Source organism: Methanolacinia petrolearia DSM 11571, from assembly GCF_000147875.1.
In the GTDB taxonomy this organism is placed as follows: Archaea; Halobacteriota; Methanomicrobia; order Methanomicrobiales; family Methanomicrobiaceae; genus Methanolacinia; species Methanolacinia petrolearia.
This window is the reverse complement of record NC_014507.1, coordinates 110,204-132,551: the sequence shown is the minus strand read 5'-3', so window position 1 is coordinate 132,551 and position 22,348 is coordinate 110,204. Positions and strand designations below refer to the sequence as shown.

Sequence of the window (22,348 nt, the reverse complement as noted above, 5' to 3'; positions counted from 1 at the left end):
CAATGGGGCAAAGTAACCCCTTTACTCCTTAAAATCCCGGTACCATCCCGGAACCTCGTCCCTAAAACAATCGTGATCGGACCAGACCCTTTCGGTCCTCTCCTGCATCCTCTCGATCTCACCGGATGATCCGGTCTGCTCCGAGTACCAGTGACTCCATACCATATCCTGAATCATCATCATGGCGGCGTAGAGCGAGTATTTCTTCCAGAATTCGTCAGGGATTTTTCCGTCGTTGTATCCGTCGATCTGGCCGGCGGAGAACGGGACGCTGATCTTGCTTGAAAAATACGCGACCTTTACGAAGTCATGGACAGGGTCTCCCCAGTCGTACCTGTTGAAATCGATGATCCCGGCCAGATTCCCGCCGTCAGTTATGAGATTTGCGGGATGGAAATCGTCATGGAGGAACGTCTCCCTCGGGCATCTCATATACTGTTCGTTTTCCGATATGAAGCGGGAGAGCTGTTCAATGTCGATTACTCCGGCATCGATCCCCGATTCACTGAACCTTTCCCATTTTCGTCCATATTTCCGGGAATATCTCTCGTGCCATTCGGCAGGGAGAAGGGGTGCATCCAGCCGGTGAAGGTTAAGAAGCTCCCTTCCGGCCTGAAGACCGAGTTCGTACTGCTCCTCCCCGCTGAAATGCGGCATCGCTTCTTCGAGATCCGAGCCCTGCACGTATTCGAGGACCATATAGCAGGATTCCCCGTCGCCGGACACCCCAAAGAGGTATGCCTCGGGGACAAGAGAAGAATACCCGTGAAGCCGCCGGATCAGATCGAACTCCTCTCTCTTCCTCGCGAGAACCTCTTCGCTGTTTACCTCGCAGATCCTGACGATGCAGCTCCTCTCACCCGGACCGGAGAGGAGATACTTCTTTTCGAACGAAAATCCCTTCTCGATCCTCTCCGCCCGGCTGTAATCGACAGCCGCACGGATCTCGTCTTCGATCATCCCGAGATCTTTCATTGCATGCCCTGCTCCCCGGCAATGCACGCCTTAACCTCCTTCTTGAAGAGCCAGTTCCTGAACGCAATCGGAGTGATCACCGTCGTCAGGATACTCATCACCACAATTGAGGCATAGATATCCTGACCGATAAGGGAGAGGTTCAGCCCCATAAGTGCGACGATCATCGCCACTTCTCCCCTAGGCGACATCCCGAAACCTATAGCAAGCGAATCACGGTTTGAATACCCGAGAAGCCTTGCAGGAATTCCACACCCGACGACCTTCGAGATTATCGCGATCACCGTAATCACCGCAATAAAGATCAGGACAGGGCCGGTCAGGGCGCTGAGATCCACGAGAATTCCGAGGGATACGAAGAATACCGACGCGAATATGATATAGAGGTAATCCGCACCCTCTGAAATATCATGGCTGTGCTTCAGGTTTATTCCGTTGAACGAAACCCCGGCAATAAACGCCCCGATGATCGCCGAGATCCCGATGAACTCCGCAAGAGCCGCAAACAGGAACGCGATCATCACCGCGAATATGAACACGAACTCGGGATACTTCTTCGAAATAGGGCTCTCGTCCATCCTCACAATCATCTTCGATATGAAGAACACCCCGATAAGAGCAATCAGGACAAGGAAACCGATCTGCTTGGCGATAATAAAAGCAAGTCCTCCGAACGAGAACGTCCCGGATGCGACATCAGCCGTTATCGACAATGCAAGAAGACTCAGGATATCGTCGATAACCGCAGTCCCGATGATCGCCTTTGAAAACTCCGCGTCAAGAAGGCACATCTCCTTCAAAACGTTTGCAGTAATCGCAATCGAAGTCGCCGTTAGTGCCGTTCCTATGAACAGGGCGCTTTCAGGGCTGAAGCCGAACGCAAGAGAGACGAAATATCCCCCGATCCAGGGAACAATAATTCCAATAAGACCGATTATACCATATTTTACGTTAGTCAGATCTTCTATTTTAAACTCGAATCCTATGACGAACATCAGGATTACTGCCCCGAGAGCCGCAATCGCCTGCACGAATTCCGTATATGTAATCAGCCCGAGAACCGACGGCCCGACCACAAGGCCGAGGAGAATCTCTCCCACCACGGCAGACTGGTTGATCTTCGATGCAAGAAGGTATCCTGCAAGTGCGAAGAAAAGCAGGAGGGTCATCTGGAGCTCAATACCAGGGACTACACCTGTACTCATTTGGAAATATCGGACTGCCGGACTTATCAGTATATTGGGAAAGACTGATATAAGGAATCAAAAACGAGTGCACCGACCGGGAATTGAACCCGGGCTATTGGCTTGGAAGGCCAAAGTCATACCACTAGACCATCGGTGCAATACGGAGACCTGTGCCGGACGGCATCATAGTCGCGCCTTTATATTTCTCTGCTGATTGGTATTAAAAATAGTGTTTTGATTCCCGGAATTTCAGTCCTGTTTCTTCCCCGGCCATGAGAACATCTCAGAGTACTGTGCCGTCCTCCCGGCACGGACAGGCTTCGTATAGTGGATCACCGAACCCCCGCAGAGCATGCAGAGCGGTTCGGCATTCTCGTAGTCAAGATCTCCATCTTCTGTTACGAAATCCTCGTTCAGTTCAAGACCCGTCACCTTGCCGATGACGAGGGAGTACTTATCGCGTACTATCTCCTCTTTCAGTTTGCACTCGATCCAGGCGACGCATCCGGCAATTCCGGGAGCGGAGACGGTCGAAGACGTTTTTTTGGACAATCCTGCCTCGGCGAACTCGTCCACATCCGGCGGGTACAGCCTTGAGCAGATCATAACCTCGTCTATCATCGATGCCGGAGGGACATTGATCACGAACTCCCCCGTCTCCCTGATATTGTCGAGCGTATCTCTTTTAAGGGCCGAGGCGATCACTATCTCATCGAGAGGCCTCAGGATTGGAGTCACATTCCCCCACGGGGCCACATTGGCAACACCGCTGCCCGATACCGTGGAGATCAGCACCACCGGCATCGCAAGCACATTCTCCCTCTCGAAGGGTTTGAGCATCATAAATAACAATCGTGTTAACAAACCATAAAATTTTCACACGACTTTACTGAGTCGTGACAAAAAAAGTGAAGAAAAGAACAGGATTTAGTATCCCTTCAGCTCACGCTCGATCTTCTCGAGAGCTGCAAGACGCTTCTCAAGCGGGGGGTGTGTCGAGAGAAGTTCTGTCAGGCTCTTTCCGGAGATTGCCGGGATGATGAAGAATGCATTCGATCCCTCGATCTCCTGCTTCTTCTTCGCGGGGATGGCGTCCATACGTCCGCTGATCTTCATCAGTGCCGACCTGAGCGCCGCCGGGTTTCCGGTGATCATCGCACTTCCCCGGTCCGCCGCGAACTCGCGGTAGCGGGAGAGAAGAAGCATCAGGAGGGTTGCAACAATCCAGACGATAATAGACACGATCCAGATTACAATCCATGCACCGTTGTTGTTCCTCCCGTCGAAGAGGTTCATGATGAGTGCATTCTGCATGATAATCGATGCAAGACTCGCGAGGAATCCTGCAACCGTCATCGTCAGTATGTCGCGGTTCTTTACGTGAGACAGCTCGTGAGCGATAACAGCCTCAAGCTCCTCCCTGTTGAGCGTCCTCATGATCGAATCCGTGACTGCAACAACCGCGTTCTTCGGGTTTCTTCCCGTTGCAAATGCGTTGGGGACGGGCGACGGCATCACTGCAATCTTAGGCTTCGGCAGGTCCGCCTCCTGGCAGAGTTTTTCGATCATCCTGTGAAGTTCCGGCTCCTCATCCTCGGACACTATCCTCGCATGGGTCGTCATAAGGACAAGTTTGGCCGAGAAGAAATACTGGACAAATGCCATTAAAAAGACAAAGGCAATTATCATGTAGAGGTATCCCGGGAACAGGAAGTAGAGTATATTTATAAATACGACATAGAGCGCGAGAATAAATATCCAGGTCATGAAGACCCTTCCCGAAAGGCCCCAGTCGCGTTTCCATTTTCCTATCATATATATCCTCTTATATTAGCCAGAGCCTGAATAAATATATCGCTGTCACGGCAAAAAACGGACTCGAAAAAAATCATAAACAAGCCCAAATCGCGTATCCGGATTATTATATCGGGTTCAGGGAGAAAACATCCCCTGACCGGGCGTGACGGCGAAAAGGGATAGAGTAGTATATTTTGCTTGCACATTTTATTGGCAGGTGAACCCGGATATGAAGCTTGACGAAGTTACGATAAGCAGGGCCATTCTATCTGAACAGCACAAGATAATGACGGAATACCTCGACATCGACTGTGCAGTCGTGGGCGGCGGTCCCTCAGGAATCACCTGTGCCGCAATTCTGGCCCAGAACGGTGTAAAAGTCGCACTAATCGAGAAGAAACTCTCGATCGGCGGAGGGATGTGGGGCGGCGGAATGATGTTTCCGCGGATCGTCGTACAGGAGGAGGCAAGGAGACTCCTCGATCATTTCGGCATAAAATATACCGAATACGAGAAGGGCTACTACGTTGCCTCATCGGTTGAGGCGGTATCCAAGTCTCTCGCAGCCGCATGCGACGCAGGTGCCGAGGTCTTCAACCTGACGACAGTCGAGGATGTCGTCGTAAAGGAGGACGGGGGAGTCAGCGGCCTCGTGATCAACTGGACGGCCGTCGAGATGGCAGGCCTTCACATAGACCCGCTTACGATGAGAACGAAAGTGACCGTCGACGCGACAGGCCATGACTCTATGATCGCACACATGGTCCGGAAGAAGGGCGGAGCGCTTGAGATCAAAGGCGAAGGCTTCATGTGGGCGGAAAGAGCGGAGACAAACATACTCAGTCACACAAAAGAGGTCTTCCCCGGCCTGATAGTCGCCGGAATGGCGGCAAACGCAGTTGGGGGGGAGACCAGAATGGGGCCAATATTCGGCGGAATGCTCCTTTCCGGCGAAAAGGCTGCAAATATGATTATTGAAAGGCTCAAAAAATAAAAGATTGAATTAAACTTTTTTTGATTGCTTAATCCCGTGTTTCATCCCCAAATGAAAATTTTCCGTCAGGTATGAATATCTCGAACCGGGCGCCGATACCCTCCGTTCCGGTCTCGTTAATCGCGAACCCGGCCATCTCTATGATCTTCTCCACGAGGAAGAGGCCGTAGCCTGTATTCGTGCCGTAGTTCTTCTCGAATATCAGCTCCTTCTTATCCACCGGAATCCCGACGCCGTCGTCATCTATTATCAGTTTCATGCCGCCTTCAGACTTCATACAGTCGACAACTATCCTGGTAGCCTTTTCGCCGTACCTGTACGAGTTGTCGAAGAGATTGTACAGCACCTTCTCAAATAGAGGATCGGCATGTATCTTCAGGTTCCTGCACATGACCTCAACCGGAAGTTCGTTGTAGTAGCCCTCAGGAGCGACATTCTCCACCATCTCGTCGACCGAAATCCATGAAGGCTTGCTGTCGCCGAGTGCGGGGTAATATTTGGTAAACTCGACAAGGTCGCGGATCTTGTCTGAGGCACTATCCAGCTCTTCGATTATCTCGTCGATCTCGGGATCGGTATTTGTCATCTTCAGCAGGTCGAGATTCAGGTTCAGCACGGTAACCTGGTTCAGGACATCGTGCCGGGTTATGGATGAGAGAGTGGAGAGCTTTTCGCGGGCTATCTCGAGGGCGCCGAGGTACTCCACCTCGTCGGTTATATCTATGGCCGTAGCGATAAGCCGGACCGGCTTTTCATCCTCGTGCCCCACGACGTCGGCCTTTACCCGCACCCAGCCCCCCTCGCCGCTCACCCTGTTGATCCTTACGGCTATATCCTTTTTAAACCCGTTTTCAAGCACATTGCGGAAATAATTCACCAGCTTCAGCCTGTCATCGGGATGAATGTAGTCAAGGACTACCGAAGTCTTGTAATGGGTCTCGGGCATCTCATCGCCAGTGCCGACGATTCTCCAGAAACCCTTGCTGATATATGCCACGTCGGTCCGGGTATTCCAGTCGATCAGCCCCTCCTGGGCGATCTCCATTGCAAGATTCAGTCTTCTTTCGCTTTTTTCAGTCTCAAGCTGGTACCTCCTGAACTGAGACACCATGTAAAGGAGGAATATCAGCAGGAAGATGCCGATTATCACCGTAACAATCAGTATATAGTATATAGTGGTCTCGGAATCCTTGAGACGCCCCAGAATTACATCCTTCGATATGTCGACACCTGCGACACCCACCACTTTTCCGTCCGAGTCATATATCGGAGCATAACCGGACATATACTCCCCCCACTGGTCCGAATAAAACTCCTTCTTCACCGAAGGCCCGGTGTAGCCTTCAAATGCCTCAGCCGGCGCTTCTTCATAGACGTGGCCGATAAGGGGGAATGTAAAATCGTTTCTCCCGTATTCGCTGTTGACAACGAATTCAAGGTATTCGCCGTCAGCCGTCTTTCTCAGGACATATACATATCTTATTGATGCGGAATCTTTCTGCAGGGCCCAGAGCCTGTCTCTTATCTCTATAAAATCAAGACTGGATTCATCTCCGGGTTTCAGATTTTCAAGAACATCGCCGTCGATCTGGGTTGATATAATTACCGCGTAGTCTTTAAGCTCATCCCAGGTTCTCTCTATCACCAGGTTTTCATTATGGCTGGCAAGAGTCAGGACGCCTACGGCCTGGACAACAAGCAGGATAAAAATTGATATTGCAATCAATACTACAATGCCGGTACTTTTTTGATCCATTTTCGATCTAATGTTTGGTCTTATTTCTTTTACTCAGAATAAATAATTAATTAAAATTTTTCGTCGCACCCCGGAAGCATAAAAATAATTTTTCACCGGGATAATATCATATCATGGAAGTCGAGGGAGATGAAAATCCGCTTTCCGGGGCGGCATACGGAATATTCGAGATAATACTCAACCGCGAACTTACAAAAAAAGGCAAATATCTGTTTGAGCGCGTTGAAGCGGGAGAGGATTTCAGAGATGAGTTTGATGTAATATTCTCGGATTTCGAAGACGAATACCCACAGCTTTCACAGGCGCTTGCAGATGAGCCGGGAGGAAAAGACCGGATCTACGATATGCTTCTTGAAGGCGAGGGCGTGATTCCCTCGAAGACAACAAGAATGTACTGGATAGTGCAGGACTACCCTGATTTCTCGCCTGAGGATTTTGATGATGAAAAGGGTGGGAAGTGGCTTATTTTCATGGAAAAGGCAGATATCGACGAGATCTGGAGAAAGATTCGCGATGCAACGGCAGCAGGACGGCTCGGGATCTCCGCAAGGGTCAGCACCGCAAAGGAGAACCCGGATTCAAGAGACGAAAGGGCGGTCGTCTATGTAAACACGGCCGACTGGGAGGACGAAGAGGACGTCATGAGAATAAGAGAGGTCCTCAGGGAGCTCGGAGTGGAGCAGAGAATAGGATACAAGAGAAATATCGAGACCTACCACGGCGAGTACAGCGAAGGCGGAAAAAAGGTCACCTACTATAGTGCATAGATGATCTGCGGCCGCGAATTACCACCGCATCCAGATATAATAAAATAATTCTGCAAAAAAAGTATAGATTCCGGAAAAAATACTATCCTTTTCTTTCCTTGGACTTCGGGCGAAGCTCCGAACCGCCGCACTTGCGGCATTTTGTTGCGCGAATTGGGTTCCTTGCGTTGCATTTCATGCATATCTTGACATTTAAGAGCCTTGCTTCGGCCTCTGCGAATCTTGCCATTTCTGGTATATCCCCTTAATATCGGTTCTATATATAACGATGCGGGAGATATTAACAGTTTGGATTCGAAAGGGATCTGCAGCGACCCGGAAACATAACCAAGAAGTATCTTCTGAGATAATGCCGGCAGAAACGGCATTGGAGCGAATCGCAGGCAGATCCTAAGAACAGATCCCGGACGACGACGAAAAAAGGTTATCGGGCGGCAGGACAAAGATAATCTAAGATGGAAAGCGGATTTTCAAAGGATATCTCAGGGATTCTCGACCATTTTCAGAAGAACGAGATAACCGAACACCTGATATATGAAAAACTGGCAGAGAAGGAAAAGGATCCCCACAACAAAGAGGTGCTCGGGAGGATCGCCGGCGACGAGCTGAAGCATTATAATATCATAAAAAAAATTACAGGGAAGGAGTTTTCGCCGGACAAAAGAAGAATACTCTGGTTTACTACAATGGCAAGGGTCTTCGGACTTACCTTTACGATCAAACTGATGGAGAAAGGAGAAAACCGGGCCCAGTCGGGTTATTCTGAGATAAAAGAGAAATTCCCCGAGATCAGCAGGATTCTCGCAGACGAAGAGAGGCACGAGCTCGAACTCGCCGACATGATCAACGAGGAGAAGCTCGGCTATATGGGGTCTGTCGTTCTCGGGTTAAACGACGCACTCGTCGAGCTTACAGGGGCACTTGCGGGTTTTTCGTTCGCTCTCCAGAATACAGCCCTGATCGGCGCCATCGGGCTTATCACTGGTATTGCCGCAGCTCTTTCGATGGCGGCATCTGAGTACCTGTCCGAAAAGGCGGACGGCGGAGGAGAAAAAGACCCGTTCAGGGCCGCATCATACACCGGCGCAGCATATATACTGACCGTATTCCTGCTCATACTGCCGTATTTTATATTCGGAAATTACGCAGTCGCACTGGCGGTCACGATAATAACAGGCATAATAATAATATTCGTCTTCAACTTCTACATCTCAGTGGCGAAGGACCTGGACTTCAAAAGAAGGTTCATGGAGATGGCGGCGATCAGTCTCGGGGTTGCCGGGCTTTCATTCGTCCTCGGAGCTGTGGTAAAGATTGTATTTGGTGTGGATATATGAAAGGGTTATTACAGCCTGTTTTCAACAAACCATTTTTTAAACTCTTCAAGCGCCCTGCCGCGATGGGATATTGCAGACTTCTCCGTGAGCGGGATCTCCGCAAGGGTCTTCCCTCCGACGCTGAACACGGGATCGTAGCCGAAACCCTCTTTGCCCCGTGGTGAGGTCATGATCTCGCCTTCGACTCTTCCCTTGAAGATGAAGATCCCTTTTTCATCGGCATACGCTATCGCCGTCTCGAAGTAAGCGCTCCGTTCGGGCTTACTCTCCATGAGCTTAAGGACACCTTCCATTCCGATAGTATCGAGAACAAAAGCCGCATATGCACCGGGAAATCCGTTCAGAGCCCGTATATAAAATCCGGTATCATCCACGATAAGCGGCTCTCCCACCGCTTCATATGCGACCTTCGCCTTTCCGCGGGCGATCTCTCCCACATCGTCGCCCCTGTACTCGGGAAGATCGAGTTTTACATGCTCGACAACCACAAACTCCCCGAAATAGGCCGCGACCTCCTTCACCTTGTTCGGATTTCCGGTGACAACCTTAAGATTCATCGATGAGATTTGAACCTGATTTCTATTAACAGCATTCAAAAAAGAAGACGGATGAAACCCGGTTTCAGCCCAGTGAAGTTACAGCCATCTCCGGACTTTTTTCATGTATGCCGTGAATTCCTCTCCGAACTGCCCGGACATCACGCTTTCCTCGTATGGTATGAACCTGAAGTTTAGCACAAGGAAAAGAAAGACCGGTCCGGCGAGTGCAAGAAGATTCATCATCATACATATCCACAGGCCGAGAACAATCAGAATCATGCCTATATACATAGGATTTCTGCTGTATGCATAAAGTCCGTCCGAGACTAGGCAGGTTGCATCTTTGCGGTAAGATTCGGACGTCCCGTGATCTATGAAGACCTTCCATGAGACATACGTAACCAGCACCCCAATGGCTACGACAATGAACCCGGGGAGATTGAAAGGATATGTGATAATATTGAACTGCGGAAAGAGACATCCCGGGAGAGCTGTCAGGATTAGAGCAAGATAAAAATAATTTGGGGGGATATAGTGCTTTTTCATTATTTATGAGGTCGTTCAGACGAATATTTAATTATTCCATTCCAACAGGATCATGGTACATCAAAAGCCCCTCCTTCATAGATCAGGCCGAGTTCATCCGCAAGTCTTTCGCAAATTAGGATAGAATTCTCCCTCATACTCCCTTCTCCGGGAAGGGAAGCGACTTCCGATGATATTCTTGCATAGGCTGACGAAATTTCAACGGGTGACGGCCACCCCTCCGGACCCGGTTTCATCGAATGCCACCCGGACGGCCCCACAACCCTGAGTTCTGTCAAACCAAGCTCAGAAGCTTCCTTTATGTCATGCATTGAAAACGCTGTATCGGAGATGTGGTTATGTGTCAGGATGCTTCCCCGTACAGTCGGGCATTCGGTCTCATCTACCATCAGGGCCGAAAATCCGGCAAAGAAACACATGAGCCGCCCGTCGGGACTGAAGGCCGCCGCCACTTCTCCTTCTTTTTCGTTATTCATACTGATAGTCCGCTCGAACTCTTCAATTCCGGGCAATAAACCGGAATCTGCATCTTCTGCTATTGTATCATCCTGCCAGTAACCCGGCAATCCGATCATGTCGGGGAAAAGATAAAGATTTATCCGAAGATAAGAGTGGTAAAGGAGACATAACATGACCGGCGAAGCCGCAGAGAGAATACTCATGCTGAGATATTACAGGGACGATGAGAAGAGCTTCGACGAGCTCTGCCGCAGGGTGGCAGGCGCAATAGCCGACTCCCCGGAAGAAGAGGCAGAATATTTCGATATGATGAATACTCTCAGGTTCCTCCCGAATTCGCCCACACTGATGAACGCCGGAACGGACATGAATCAGCTTGCGGCATGCTTTACTCTCTATGTCGGAGACTCGATAACCGAGATCTTCGACGCCATGAAATGGGGGGCGATGATCCATAAAAGCGGCGGCGGTACCGGCTATAACTTCTCGAACATACGCCCGGAAGGCGCATTCGTAGAATCATCGGAGGGTGTAGCATCGGGCCCGGTTTCCTTCATGAAGGCCTTTGACGCCGTTACCGGGGTCATCCGCCAGGGCGGCAGGCGGAGAGGGGCTAATATGGGCATACTCAACGTCGACCACCCCGATATATTGAAGTTCATAAATTCGAAGACAAGGGAAGGGGACATCGCGAACTTCAACATATCCGTCATGGTCACCGACAGGTTCATGGGGCTTGTGGAGGCCGGAAGGTTCGACAGGGTCTGGATAACACGGGAGGAGACGGCCGAAGAGATTACTGTCGGCGACATCTGGAACGGCATAACCGAAGGGATCTGGAGAAACGGCGAACCGGGCCTGCTATTCTACGACGAGATCAACCGCAAAAACATGACCCCGGCGCTCGGAAATATCAATGCCACCAACCCATGCGGAGAGCAGCCGTTGCTTCCATTCGAAAGCTGCGTCCTGGGATCGATCAACCTGTCGAAGTTTATCGATGAAAAAGGAGAGACTGATCTTGCTTCGCTGGAAAAGACAATCAGAACTGCAGTGAAATTCCTCGACAGGATCATCGACAAAAACAGGTACCCGATACCGGAGATCGAGGAGGCGACGAAGAGGACGAGAAAGGTCGGCCTTGGTCTCATGGGAGTCCACGACGCCCTAATCATGCGCAGGATACCCTACGATTCGCCCGAAGGAAGGAAGTACTGCGGGAGTATAATGCAGTTCGTTGCCGAAACCGCAGTCTCGGAATCCGGCAGGCTTGCAGAGGAGAAAGGCCCCTTCCCCGCCTGGAAAGGGAGCGTATGGGAGAAAAACGGAAAGATGGTCAGGAACGCCGCACTCACGACCATTGCGCCCACCGGCTCCATATCGATAATTGCAGAGTGCTCGAGCGGAATAGAACCGGTATTTTCCTATTCGTATACGAGAATGAATACAGCGGGCGAGTCTTTCAGGATGGTTCACCCCCTGTTCAAAAAAGAGCTCGAAACCGTCGCCGGAAAGCTGTTTCCCAACCCGGAGGAGAGGGAGAGAAGAGTCGGGGAGGTGCTCTCCCACGTCCACGAGACAGGAACAGTCCAGGACATCGGGTGGCTCCCCGACTCGTTCACCAAAATATTTACAACTGCCCTGGATATCAGGTGGCGGGACCACATCCTGATGCAGGCGGCATTCCAGGAGCATGTGCACGCCTCTATTTCGAAGACGATAAACATGCCGGGAACCTCGACAAAGAACGAGATCTCGGAGGCCCTTCTCTTTGCGTGGAGATGCAGGCTCAAGGGTATAACAATATACCGGACCTCAAGTAGGAAGGACGCCGTTTTGTGCCTCGGGAAGTTCGGTGACGGCCATTGTTAGCGAATATTCAGGATCTAAACGTCTAAACAGATTCCTTCTTCTCAGGGAACAGATATGAACCTGCAGCCGCAACAACGGTCAGGACTACACCTACACCGAGTATCACAGGATCCATCACCGAGAGGAAGAAGAGGCACGTAAATATCCCCAAAACAGCCGGAACAGGAACCTTTCCGATCGTAAACGGCACCCTGTAAGGCCTGCTCTTTTCCGGCATTTTGAACCTCAGCGCTATCACGGCTGCGTTTATCACCACAAACGTGAAGAAGAGGGTGAAGTTTGCTATAAGTGCGACGTCACGGATCTCTCCCGGAAGAAGGAAGACCAGGGAGACCAGAAGGACGGCTGCAACTGACCAGACAGGTGTTTTTGTTCGCGGAGAGATCCATGCAAACTTTCCGGGCATGCGTTTCCTCTTTGCCATCCCGTAAAGAATCCTCGAAGATGCGAGCATCATAAGGAGTGCGGTATTTGCTGTAGCGAAGAGTGCGATTATCGTAAATACCGTCCCGCCCCCGGAAAACGTGTTCTCCGCAACCATGGCAAAGGGATTTTTGGAGCCTGCAACCGCTTCATAGCCGCCGATACTGACTATCGATATCGAGACGGCAATATACAGGATGACGGTCACGACAACTGCAATCATCAGCCCTTTCGGTATCGTTCTCTCGGGTTCTACAGTCTCCTCCGAGAGTTTGACAATCTCCTCGAATCCCTGGTAAGCGAAGAATATCAAAGCCGATGCCTGGAAGACGCCTGCAATTCCGAGCGGAATCGCAAGATAATCGACCGAACCGATGTACGGAAGCCCAATTATGATCATCCCTACTATTCCACCTGCCTCGATCAGGGTGAAGACGATTGCAACGGCCGCCGACTGTTTGATCCCCGAGAAGATAACAGCAGACAATATGACGAGCACGGCGAAGGCGACCGGAAGAAGCGGAATTCCTGTAAATGTGCTGAAATAGCCTGCAAAACCGAGTGCGACAGTTGCGGCGCCGACAATCCCGGAGAGAATGACCATTATTCCGATGATGAATGCAAGCGTTCCCCCGAAGGAACGGCGGGTGTATTCGTACTCGGCGCTCGCCTCGGTGAACATCGACGAGAGCTCCATATATGAAAGTCCGGTGAAGGCGGCAATCAGGGCCGAAAAGAGAAACGACAGCCAGAGGGCGTTTCCCGCCAGCGATGCAGCCTCGCCTATGAGTGCATAGACGCCGGCCCCGAGAATTATCCCGATCCCGGATATCGCGACAGTGGGCAGCGAGAGTGTCCGTTCAAGGGCGGGGCCTTTGTCTTTCATCTATTGTAGTAATTATCCGGGGTACTTTTTAAACTGACCTAGTATCCCGGAATTCGTTTCCGGCATTCGGGATACTCAGCCATTCCTGCATTTTTCAGGATATTTCCCGGAATAATCAGACAGAACACCACTGATAATATTATTCGCTTCCTGGCCTTTGGAAAGAAAGAAGAAGATTATCTCGTTGTCCGAGATCCAGAGCGGTTTCAATTTCGATCCACTTCTTTGCCCGAGTTCTTCTTTCCTCCGGTCAATATACTCTTCATGTTTCTGCCGGGGGAAGTGCTGGTAGATCATCAAAACAGAATCATCGCTCATCCGTTCATAGAGAGATCGAATCTCCTGATAGAGAATGTGTTTTTTCGATGAATTCTTCACCTCAATTCCGTTGTCGGGATCGACGAAGACAAGTGCAGATTCAAGATATATGTCAGGAATAGCCTGGAAGTACAAACTCCGGTTCTTATTGACAAAATATTTCCCCTGCATGGGTTCGTCGGGTTCGAAGATTTCGATATTTATATAGGCACCGAAATAATCCCTGATATGCCTGAGGTCCCTGTTCTTCCGATCCCTGACTTTGTCGTTATAGTCTCGCAGATAACCAACAAGATCCGTGTTCCCGGAGCCCGGGCGCTTTTCTATCTTCTCGGAATTATAATAACGTTTGTTTCCGTCGTTGCACTCTTTGAAATCCGTCAGCATCGGGATAAATGAAAAACGCTTAAAGCCTTTATTTTTCTTCATTGCCTCCTGAATCAGATCGTACTTGAACATATCGCGGTAATCGCCGAAGTACTGGTTCTTCATGACTGCATCCTCCATCGATCAGTTAGAGAAGTAATAGGCAACTATACAGTATATGCCTGCCTGAAAATAAATCAGGATTTCAGGAAATAAACAAATAAATTCCTAGATTAAGGGGAATCTGAAAATATATCTTGGAGGATTATTGGTGTGTGATCTTACAGTGAGTTGAGAGTGTTCAGCTATTCCTCACAGCCTCTGCGATCTCCTTTCCGGCCCTGCGGCACAGTTCGATCTCATCCTTGTCAGGCCTGTAGTAAACCTCGATAGGCTCCCTGAATATCTCTATTCCGGCCTTTTTCATGTCGTCTTCGACTATCCGCACCGCACCGCCGGAGCCGCCGTGGGAGCCGAATGTAAATCCCTTCTTCTTTTGCGTAAGCCGCCCTGGGCGGAGGCCGCGGAGATAGCTCATGAACCCGGCAACAGTAGGAAGCGGCTCGTCCTGGAGAGTCGGCGTTCCTACGATTACCGCCTTTGAATCAAGGATCTCCTTTACAACATCGGATCTGTGGGTGCCTTTGTATCTTCCGTCCTTGAGCATGCAGACTTTCGCCTCGCAGCCGCCCTCGATAACTCCCTCTGCGATAGCCGTCGCCATTCTTGTGGTCGATCCATGCATTGTATCGTAGACAATCGTTACTTTGTCCTTTGACACTCCGTTGGACCAGTTGGCATATGCGGTAATGATTCCCATTGCATTCTCCCTCCAGATCACGCCGTGGCTCGGTGCAACCATCCTGATACCAACTTTCAGGTCGGTGACTTCGCCGAGCTTCTTTAAGACCTTCGGGGCGAGCGGGATAATGAGGTTTGCGAAGAACTTCTGTGCATGCTCCATCGCTTCGTCTGTGCCGAGTTCGTCGTCGAAACGCTCGGAAGATGCGATATGCTGGCCGAACGCGTCATTGGGGAAGAGGATCTCGTCTTCTGCAAGATACGTAAACATCGAGTCGGGCCAGTGAAGCATCGGGGCTTCGAGGAAGACAAGCGTCTTTCCGCCGAGATCGAGAGTCTCACCGTTCTTTATCACATGGAAATTCCAGCCTTCGGTGTCGTAATGGCGGTTGAATCCTTCGACTCCCGCCTGTGTACAGTAGATGGGAACTCCGGGGAGCATCTTTGCGATCTTAGGGAGACCTCCGGAATGGTCCATCTCGACGTGATTTGCGATCACATAATCGATCTTCATCGGGTCGATTATCGACGCCACATGATCGAGCATCTGGCCTTCGAAGCCGGGGTATGTCGTATCGATCAATGCAACCTTTTCTCCGATTACGAGGTATGCGTTGTATGTGGTTCCGGGAAGGGTGTAGCCATGGTAATCGCGAAGATTCCAGTCTATTGCTCCAACCCAGTACACTCCTTTTGCAAGTTCAGTCACTTTCATTTTTCTTTCACCTTTTTGTTCGCATATTCACTAACATTCTAGTGTATACGAACAGAATCTATAAAAAGTTTGCCCGGGATATATCATGAAGGATGAAAGCGACGGAGCAGACTGAAGAAAAAGCGGATGCCCTCATATTCCTGAAAAACGGCAGGACGATCGTTGTAAACAGCCCCGTACGCATTGAGATACTCCGCATGGTGATGACAGGAGAGCAGAGATTCGACGATATAGTCCGTAGGATCGGACGCGCCAAATCGACGGTCTCGGTTCATCTCCGCGATATGACAGATGACGGAATCCTGGCCGAAAGGACGGATGAAAACGATGCAAGACGGAAATTCCTGTACCTCGATGCACGATATCTCGGGACTATTGCGGCCCCCGTATGTCAGATGCCCGCAGGCTGGGAAGAACAGCCGGTTCTCGGGGATTCGGTCAGGCCGGCTTCGGTGTTCAGGCTGATATTCAATACTATACGGACGAGCCTTCTCCAAAGCGGTGTCAACATCGAGCCGGTTCTCTTCAGTGCAGGGATCAGGGCGGGAAACGAGGTCGCAAAGATAGTCTCCGACAACTCGAACGAGGAGTTCCTGAAGAAACTATCAGATTTCTTCCGGTCGAACGAGCTCGGAAAGATCACGATAGAAGAGGGCGACCAGCTTGTCATCACGGTCACGGACTGCTACGAATGCCAGGACCTCCCGAAGATCGGAAGACCGGCATGCTCTTTCGACTGCGGGCTCTTAACGGCGGTCTTCACCCGGCAGACCGGAGACGAAGTCGACGTAACGGAGACTCACTGCTATGCCGCAGGAGACCCCTTCTGCCGGTTTGTAATAACGAAAAAAGAGGAAGTCCCCCGAGAGAATTAAAAGCCCGGAAAAACACCAGACGGGGAAAAACCGATCAAAACACAGACATTATGGGCGACAACCAAAAGAAAGATCGAGCATGCAATAACAAGGATCGCAGCACCCGCATTTTTCTTTAAGCGCTCGGTATAACATGCAACTGCAATCACAAAGAGGGCTGCAATAAATTTTACAATGGAATGAAGCCACGGGTGGCTCACGATATCGATCATCAGTGGATTGAGTTCGCTTCCGCCCATCTCCAGGATGAGAGCCGTTGTTACAACATCCGCCAGGAAAAGACCGGCCAGAATAACAGAGAGAAAACCGAGAAAGGTAAAGCCGTGGAAGTTCACTTAGAAGATATTTTGCCGGAGAAAAGAAATATTTTCGCGAAAACAGCTTCACACTAACCCAAAAAAGTGAAAAGCACGACGCGGATGTTGTGAACTGCTACCACGAGAAACATAGAGCATGCGGCGATCAGGATCACTGCACCGGAATGCTGCTTTATGTGCTCGGCCTGGCAGGCGAGAAGAACAATAAATACTGCGAACACCGTTTTTATCAGGAGATGAAGCCATGGCTGGCTCGCGATCCCGGCCATCAGGGGATTTAATTCGGTTCCTCCCATGTTCAGGACGAGTGTCGTCGTAAATACATCGATTACAAGAAGCCCGGCGAAGACGGCAGTAAGAATCGTAAGAATTGAGCAGTAGACGTTCATTTCTGTTTTGTTTTGCGGGAAGATGGATATGTTTTTTGGGGGATTCAAAGCTATTATCAATTCAATGTTCGAAAAATAGTCCGTCAATAATATCCCAGAACATTACTGCTGAAGAGATTATACAACTCGGATGTCAGTTTCGTTTTCCCCTGATCAGCGACTGAAGAGAATACGTAAATCTTCGGAAGTTTTGTTGCTATTATGTCTTCCATGGATTTTATTTAGTCTTCAGACTCCAATTTCTTGAGAAAATTTTATTTATTAATTTAAAAATACAATAGGCGATGGAATAGAGGCTGATGAATGAACACACAGAATAAATATGTACCACCGATTCTCCAAGTCGAACCCTCTACGGATTGCAACCTTGATTGCCCTTTCTGCTTTAGAAAAAAATACTCGCAGAAAGGAGAAAATATAAACTTTGAAGTGTTTAAAAAGGCAGTTGATCAGCAGGGCTTCAGGTATCTTTCTCTTCATGGGTGGGGAGAACCCCTTATGAATCCGTATCTTGTCGATATGATAAAATATGGTGCGGAAAAGGGCTTTTCGGTGAACTTTACTACTAACGCGACGCTTGTAGGAGAGAAAGCTGAAGGACTGCTGTCATCAGGAGTCGGAATTATTGCTTTCAGCATTCCGGATCTGTCTTTGTTCTCTCCTGATATTTCCGGTAATATAAAATATTTTCATGAATTAAAAAAACAAAAAGGGTTCACTTTTCCAAAAACATATATTAATATTGCAATGATGGAATGCAATTTCGATACAGTTGAAGAAACACTCTCCATTTCAAATGATCTTGGTGTTGATGCAGTTAATTTTGAAAGATCATATCCCTGGAAGCCCGAGTATACAAAAGAGGAAGAAAAAATTTTTAGAAAAGTCAATGATTTTACAGAGAAAACGGGTTTAAAAATTACCTTGCCCGTTCCTCACACTCTTCCATGCCGTCTTTTCAACACAACTCTGTTTATGAGATATAACGGTGATATGACGCCCTGTTGCTATAGGCCCGATATAGTTTTTGGAAATATCAACTCAGAAACATTTGATGAGATCATGCACAAAAGAAATATTTTTAGGGAGGAGATGGCAGAAGATCCCATATGTTCAGTTTGTGGCATATGAAACCACTGCCAGGACCTTTCAGAAAGAAGGATTTAATATTCAAAAGATTACATTCAAAATGCCCGAGATGAACAAATAAACAGGTTCGAATATCAGGTACTGGATCACAATTGTTATTAATACTCCTATCAGGATCAGGTGGTGTTTCGTCTTTAATAAGTCTTTAAGTCCGATATATTCCAGAAACGCAAGGGGCAGGAGGTATAAATAAAATAGACCATAGCTAAGTAGTGAATATTCTGACGGGATATATATAAAATACCTCAACAGAGTGAAGGGATATGCAATTGCACAGCTGTAGAAGATTACACTTAATGATTGTATTACTGGAATTTTAGATTGAATAATCCATAGCAAAAATAATAAAAATACCGCGCCTATTCCAAATAATAATAAATATTTAATTACTATAACCAAACCATTTCGAATTCCATCAAAAATTACTGTGATTATTGAAATCGGTGACAAATCATAATAAAAAATACCTGAAAAATAATAAATATAAAGACTATAAAAAAATGTGAGAATAAACACAAAAACAACAAAAAAAACAATTCCATGAACTGTTTTTTCACTATTGACTATCCTGAAGGCCTGTGAAGGATGCCTGTATAAAAGATAGATCAGGTGAAGATAATCAATTGAAACTTCATTTTCTGATTCTTCAGAACTTAGTGGTTTATCAACCGTAATTTCCTTCATAAATGCACATTATAATTTGTCCAAAAATGAACAACTTTCCTTAAAGTATCTATTTGATCCTTTTAGTTTTCTAAAATTTAAACACATACATATTTTTAATAAATTCGAATATTGTAACAGATGATAGATTTTAAGCTATTTTTATTTCAGCCCCCTTTCAATAGAGAATTTCCTTTAGAGAGAATAAATATGTTTTGTTAAATAAATCATATTTATTTCCCATCTCACATTCCGGCTTATTAAAGAACAACCGGGTCATTTCCGGCAGTTAGCTGAATCTCTTTATTGGTTTCAAAATATTCTCCTTCAGCATTTGTTTCAATTAATTTCATCAGGAAATTAAATTTAACGCTACTCTCCTTTTGTACCCAGGCAATCCATCTAAACTGGTTTTCTACATAGGGGGACCTGCCGCCAGTGGGAGACACCCCGTCTAATTCCATAGTTGCCTCATAAGGAAAAGAATAATTTATCGATTCGAATTCAGGTGATTTATCGCTAGGAGCCAAGAGTAACAACCCACTTATTATATCACCAATATGAAAAGTCTCGATTATATCGGGTATTAAACCCGCCAGACCGAGTATAAATTCAAGATCTCCCTGCATTTTATAATAATTTTCAAAATTTCCCCATTTTAAAGGATATATACCGATACAAAACTTATCCATTGACGAGAATAATACAAAATTTTCATTCGCATAGGTTTCAGCAAGAGATAATTCTATAGTATTAAAACCTCCCAGATAGACATTTTCTCCACTATTCGATGGATTAATTACTATTGGGGGAAATTCCAAATCGTCATCTACCACTAGACCTATGTTTGAACATGTAAAGAGGTATATCCAGCTTCCATCAGGAAGTTGAGATTTTTGACATCGAAGATCCATATTGCTATTAAAATTCAAGTTTCTTTCAACGTCAGCCAAATCGCCATGCAATAAACGCAAACCTGAATAATGACGGCTCTCACAATAAATTACGTCAGAACTTGAATATTCATTCACACTCCAGCTCCACGATCTTTCAACCTGAACGTCATCTTTCTTAGCGATGATTTTGACGTCATGTGATCCAAGAGGAACCAGATCAAACTCATGGGAGATCACTGTAATCTCGGATGAGGTCTTCTCTATCAAGCGATCGTTAAAATAAAGTTCCAGTATAGACGGAATATTAACGCCTGCACTAAAGAGCCTCTTCCCGTTTGTGTTATAGTTACTTACATTCCCTGATGAAGGGGTTATAAAGGTTATCACCGGCTGCTCAATAATCTCCCACGACCATGAAAATGTATCGTCACCATTCGAATTGATAGCAGTTACTTCCACATTGTAAGTCCCCGCTGAATAGGCAGAAAAATCGCATTCCCATGTAGCATCAGCAACAGCGTAATATTTGCTTTTCTCCTGATTGTCGATCGAGAATGTTATGGTTGCAGGCTGATCTATCGTTACCCCAAAAGTTCTTACACTCGATCCACCATGGACGTCAGAGACAGCCTGCTGATCGGGAATCTTTGCAGTGATCTGAGGTGCGGATGTTACTGGCGTATTGGTGATTACGGCATGAATGATCTTTTCCGTAGAACCAGCCGAATTTTCGGCAACTAGCCTTATAGTATTGATTCCTTCCACTACAGTTGTCTTAGCGGCGTCAAATAACCAGGAGAAAAATGTCGCAGCTTTTTCGATTACAAAAGCAATGGCATCGTTTACAATTACTGTAAGAGTTGATGCAGCATCGACTGCAAATTCAAAAAGCCGATCAAAGAAACTTTCATCCGTATCAATTGTACAATCCTGAGAAGGTTCTATTGAAGTTATTACCGGGGGATAAACAATTGGCCCGCACATTTATTCCACCTCCAGAAAACCCTTACTGATTAGGTACTGAGGATGGATCCAGCCGTTGCAGAAGACGATGTTCCCCTCTCTCCAAACCGATTCCCTCTCAGGAACAGGTTTAAATGTCCTATAACTATTGTTATACCGTGAAAGCACATTATCTTCATCAGATATTTCATTGCCTTGAAGAATATTATTTAAATTTTTTATAAAGGTTTTAAAATCCGTATTAACTTTCATATCCGGTTCCTTTCTCTCAATATTAGCATATACGCCCGGTTGGTAACAGATCACCAGGTGATTCTTGGGTTTGCTCTGAAATTTTAGCTTTTCCTGGGCAGAATCACCAATAACTGCAATGTCATAACTTTCATTCCTGAATCTCTCCATAAATTTGGCATACTTTGAACTGTACCAACGCATATGCGGATATATGTCCCAGTACTCACCCGGAAATGCTCCGACAGTTATGAGTCTCTTATTGCTGACCGGAAAAGTATATTTTGGGTCGATCTCGTCATAGACAAGGGAACTGACATTGTGAATATAACCTCCACTGTCCATAAACGGGCAAATTGGCTCTCCCATTGTACCGATAATTACCTTCTGTACATTTCTGTCATGAATATAATCCCAAAAGTCCGAGGATTTGCACTCACCATTGCTGCTTTCATGAATCCAGTTGTCCTCGAAATATTTGATAACATAATCCTCCCATGAATCAAGATATTCTGAAGAAATAACTTCGTTAATATTGTCAAAGAGCGAAATATATGCAATATCCACAGGAGAATTACCAAGAGTTACCTCCATCAGATATATGTCGAATCCAGCAGGGATCCATTTTTCAAGCTCTGCCCTGCTTTTTGCAGCCTCTAACGGAACGGAATAATGGTAAATATCTTTCTTGATATAGACCTTGAAATCTTTTTGGCCTTTGTTCGCCTGAAGACAGGCAACTCTGTACCCCTTACTGCTGAAATGATTATAGAGTTCAAGAACCAGTTTTGTCTTCCCCTGATCGGGGACTGAAGAAAATACATAAATCTTCGGAAGTGTTGCTGTCATTATGCCCCCCATTCATTATCTACCAGGATATTCCCATAACATGGCGTTTGACTATCCGAATATTTTCCAAATTCCTGCAATGCCTGATTAGAAATACACATCGGGCGAACAATTTTCGTAGCTTCAAGTAAGACAGAAGCCTTCGCCATACTTTGACTTCGCACGGACGCCAAATTTAATCGATCTTTCATAATTTTTCTCCAAAGTTCACTAATTTTATAGAGATTAATAATATATCGATAATATTTTAAATTTGCTTAATAATTAGAACATAATAT

The 22,348-nt window shown here is 47.2% G+C and carries 23 protein-coding genes and 1 tRNA gene; 6 read left to right on the top strand and 18 right to left on the bottom strand.

Annotation, left to right across the window (positions count from 1 at the left end):
- Positions 1-21: 21 nt before the first annotated feature.
- The 5 genes from MPET_RS00610 to htpX all read right to left on the bottom strand — a co-directional run bounded on the left by MPET_RS00610 (position 22) and on the right by htpX (position 3,977).
- Positions 22-975, bottom strand: a complete 954-nt coding sequence (locus tag MPET_RS00610) for a phosphotransferase family protein (protein WP_013328079.1) — start codon at positions 973-975, stop codon at positions 22-24.
- Positions 972-2,180, bottom strand: coding sequence for a cation:proton antiporter (locus MPET_RS00605; protein ID WP_013328078.1), 1,209 nt, complete (start codon positions 2,178-2,180; stop codon positions 972-974). The genes MPET_RS00610 and MPET_RS00605 overlap by 4 nt, the downstream gene beginning before the upstream one ends.
- Positions 2,181-2,248: 68 nt before the next feature.
- Positions 2,249-2,319 (bottom strand) — tRNA-Gly (locus MPET_RS00600).
- Between the two features lie 92 nt (positions 2,320-2,411).
- Positions 2,412-3,005 (bottom strand): flavin reductase family protein, encoded by a 594-nt coding sequence (locus MPET_RS00595; protein ID WP_013328077.1) that lies wholly within the window; start codon positions 3,003-3,005, stop codon positions 2,412-2,414.
- 84 nt (positions 3,006-3,089) lie between these two features.
- Complete coding sequence (htpX, locus tag MPET_RS00590) at positions 3,090-3,977, bottom strand: zinc metalloprotease HtpX (RefSeq protein ID WP_013328076.1); 888 nt, start codon at positions 3,975-3,977, stop codon at positions 3,090-3,092.
- A 211-nt stretch (positions 3,978-4,188) separates the two neighbouring features.
- Here htpX and MPET_RS00585 point away from each other — a divergent pair, with 211 nt between their 5' ends.
- On the top strand, positions 4,189-4,953 hold the full coding sequence (locus tag MPET_RS00585) for a sulfide-dependent adenosine diphosphate thiazole synthase (RefSeq protein WP_013328075.1): 765 nt from the start codon (positions 4,189-4,191) through the stop codon (positions 4,951-4,953).
- A gap of 28 nt (positions 4,954-4,981) precedes the next feature.
- Here MPET_RS00585 and MPET_RS14290 read toward each other — a convergent pair whose 3' ends face one another.
- Positions 4,982-6,709, bottom strand: a complete 1,728-nt coding sequence (locus MPET_RS14290; protein WP_013328074.1) for a sensor histidine kinase — start codon at positions 6,707-6,709, stop codon at positions 4,982-4,984.
- Positions 6,710-6,822: 113 nt separating this feature from the next.
- Between MPET_RS14290 and MPET_RS00575 the strand changes: the two genes are divergently transcribed.
- Positions 6,823-7,476, top strand: coding sequence for a putative phosphothreonine lyase domain-containing protein (locus MPET_RS00575; protein ID WP_013328073.1), 654 nt, complete (start codon positions 6,823-6,825; stop codon positions 7,474-7,476).
- An 82-nt stretch (positions 7,477-7,558) separates the two neighbouring features.
- Here the strand turns inward: MPET_RS00575 and MPET_RS00570 are convergent, their stop codons facing one another.
- Complete coding sequence (locus tag MPET_RS00570) at positions 7,559-7,705, bottom strand: 50S ribosomal protein L40e (protein ID WP_013328072.1); 147 nt, start codon at positions 7,703-7,705, stop codon at positions 7,559-7,561.
- Between the two features lie 226 nt (positions 7,706-7,931).
- Between MPET_RS00570 and MPET_RS00565 the strand changes: the two genes are divergently transcribed.
- A complete protein-coding gene (locus MPET_RS00565) occupies positions 7,932-8,813 on the top strand; it encodes a VIT1/CCC1 transporter family protein (protein ID WP_013328071.1) in 882 nt (293 codons plus the stop codon).
- Positions 8,814-8,821: 8 nt separating this feature from the next.
- Here the strand turns inward: MPET_RS00565 and rdgB are convergent, their stop codons facing one another.
- From rdgB to MPET_RS00550, 3 genes are all read right to left on the bottom strand, one after another.
- Complete coding sequence (gene rdgB / locus MPET_RS00560; protein WP_013328070.1) at positions 8,822-9,370, bottom strand: RdgB/HAM1 family non-canonical purine NTP pyrophosphatase; 549 nt, start codon at positions 9,368-9,370, stop codon at positions 8,822-8,824.
- A gap of 78 nt (positions 9,371-9,448) precedes the next feature.
- Positions 9,449-9,898 (bottom strand): methyltransferase family protein, encoded by a 450-nt coding sequence (locus MPET_RS00555; RefSeq protein WP_013328069.1) that lies wholly within the window; start codon positions 9,896-9,898, stop codon positions 9,449-9,451.
- Between the two features lie 50 nt (positions 9,899-9,948).
- Entirely contained in the window at positions 9,949-10,473 is a 525-nt protein-coding gene (locus MPET_RS00550; RefSeq protein ID WP_187287567.1) for a hypothetical protein, read from the bottom strand.
- A 55-nt stretch (positions 10,474-10,528) separates the two neighbouring features.
- On the opposite strand from MPET_RS00550, the gene MPET_RS00545 reads away from it, so the two are divergent.
- A complete protein-coding gene (locus tag MPET_RS00545) occupies positions 10,529-12,229 on the top strand; it encodes an adenosylcobalamin-dependent ribonucleoside-diphosphate reductase (RefSeq protein ID WP_013328068.1) in 1,701 nt (566 codons plus the stop codon).
- Between the two features lie 22 nt (positions 12,230-12,251).
- Here MPET_RS00545 and MPET_RS00540 read toward each other — a convergent pair whose 3' ends face one another.
- The 3 genes from MPET_RS00540 to MPET_RS00530 form a co-directional block, all read right to left on the bottom strand.
- Positions 12,252-13,538, bottom strand: a complete 1,287-nt coding sequence (locus MPET_RS00540) for an APC family permease (RefSeq protein ID WP_013328067.1) — start codon at positions 13,536-13,538, stop codon at positions 12,252-12,254.
- 75 nt (positions 13,539-13,613) lie between these two features.
- Complete coding sequence (locus MPET_RS00535; protein ID WP_048130436.1) at positions 13,614-14,363, bottom strand: hypothetical protein; 750 nt, start codon at positions 14,361-14,363, stop codon at positions 13,614-13,616.
- Between the two features lie 160 nt (positions 14,364-14,523).
- Positions 14,524-15,738: an FprA family A-type flavoprotein gene (locus MPET_RS00530; protein ID WP_013328065.1), complete on the bottom strand. Its 1,215-nt coding sequence runs from the start codon at positions 15,736-15,738 to the stop codon at positions 14,524-14,526.
- Between the two features lie 92 nt (positions 15,739-15,830).
- Between MPET_RS00530 and MPET_RS00525 the strand changes: the two genes are divergently transcribed.
- Complete coding sequence (locus tag MPET_RS00525) at positions 15,831-16,613, top strand: V4R domain-containing protein (RefSeq protein WP_013328064.1); 783 nt, start codon at positions 15,831-15,833, stop codon at positions 16,611-16,613.
- Here the strand turns inward: MPET_RS00525 and MPET_RS00520 are convergent.
- Both MPET_RS00520 and MPET_RS00515 read right to left on the bottom strand, forming a co-directional pair.
- On the bottom strand, positions 16,610-16,948 hold the full coding sequence (locus tag MPET_RS00520; RefSeq protein ID WP_013328063.1) for a DUF5658 family protein: 339 nt from the start codon (positions 16,946-16,948) through the stop codon (positions 16,610-16,612). The genes MPET_RS00525 and MPET_RS00520 overlap by 4 nt on opposite strands.
- Before the next feature lie 53 nt (positions 16,949-17,001).
- Positions 17,002-17,319 (bottom strand): DUF5658 family protein, encoded by a 318-nt coding sequence (locus MPET_RS00515; protein WP_148222160.1) that lies wholly within the window; start codon positions 17,317-17,319, stop codon positions 17,002-17,004.
- A gap of 303 nt (positions 17,320-17,622) precedes the next feature.
- Here MPET_RS00515 and MPET_RS00510 point away from each other — a divergent pair, with 303 nt between their 5' ends.
- A complete protein-coding gene (locus MPET_RS00510) occupies positions 17,623-18,450 on the top strand; it encodes a radical SAM protein (RefSeq protein ID WP_013328061.1) in 828 nt (275 codons plus the stop codon).
- Positions 18,451-18,489: 39 nt separating this feature from the next.
- On the opposite strand, the gene MPET_RS00505 is transcribed toward MPET_RS00510, so the two are convergent.
- The 3 genes from MPET_RS00505 to MPET_RS00495 all read right to left on the bottom strand — a co-directional run bounded on the left by MPET_RS00505 (position 18,490) and on the right by MPET_RS00495 (position 22,070).
- Positions 18,490-19,152 (bottom strand): hypothetical protein, encoded by a 663-nt coding sequence (locus MPET_RS00505; protein WP_013328060.1) that lies wholly within the window; start codon positions 19,150-19,152, stop codon positions 18,490-18,492.
- 239 nt (positions 19,153-19,391) lie between these two features.
- Complete coding sequence (locus MPET_RS00500) at positions 19,392-21,011, bottom strand: hypothetical protein (protein WP_013328059.1); 1,620 nt, start codon at positions 21,009-21,011, stop codon at positions 19,392-19,394.
- Positions 21,012-22,070: a hypothetical protein gene (locus MPET_RS00495; protein ID WP_013328058.1), complete on the bottom strand. Its 1,059-nt coding sequence runs from the start codon at positions 22,068-22,070 to the stop codon at positions 21,012-21,014. It abuts the gene before it with no gap.
- Positions 22,071-22,348 lie beyond the last annotated feature (278 nt).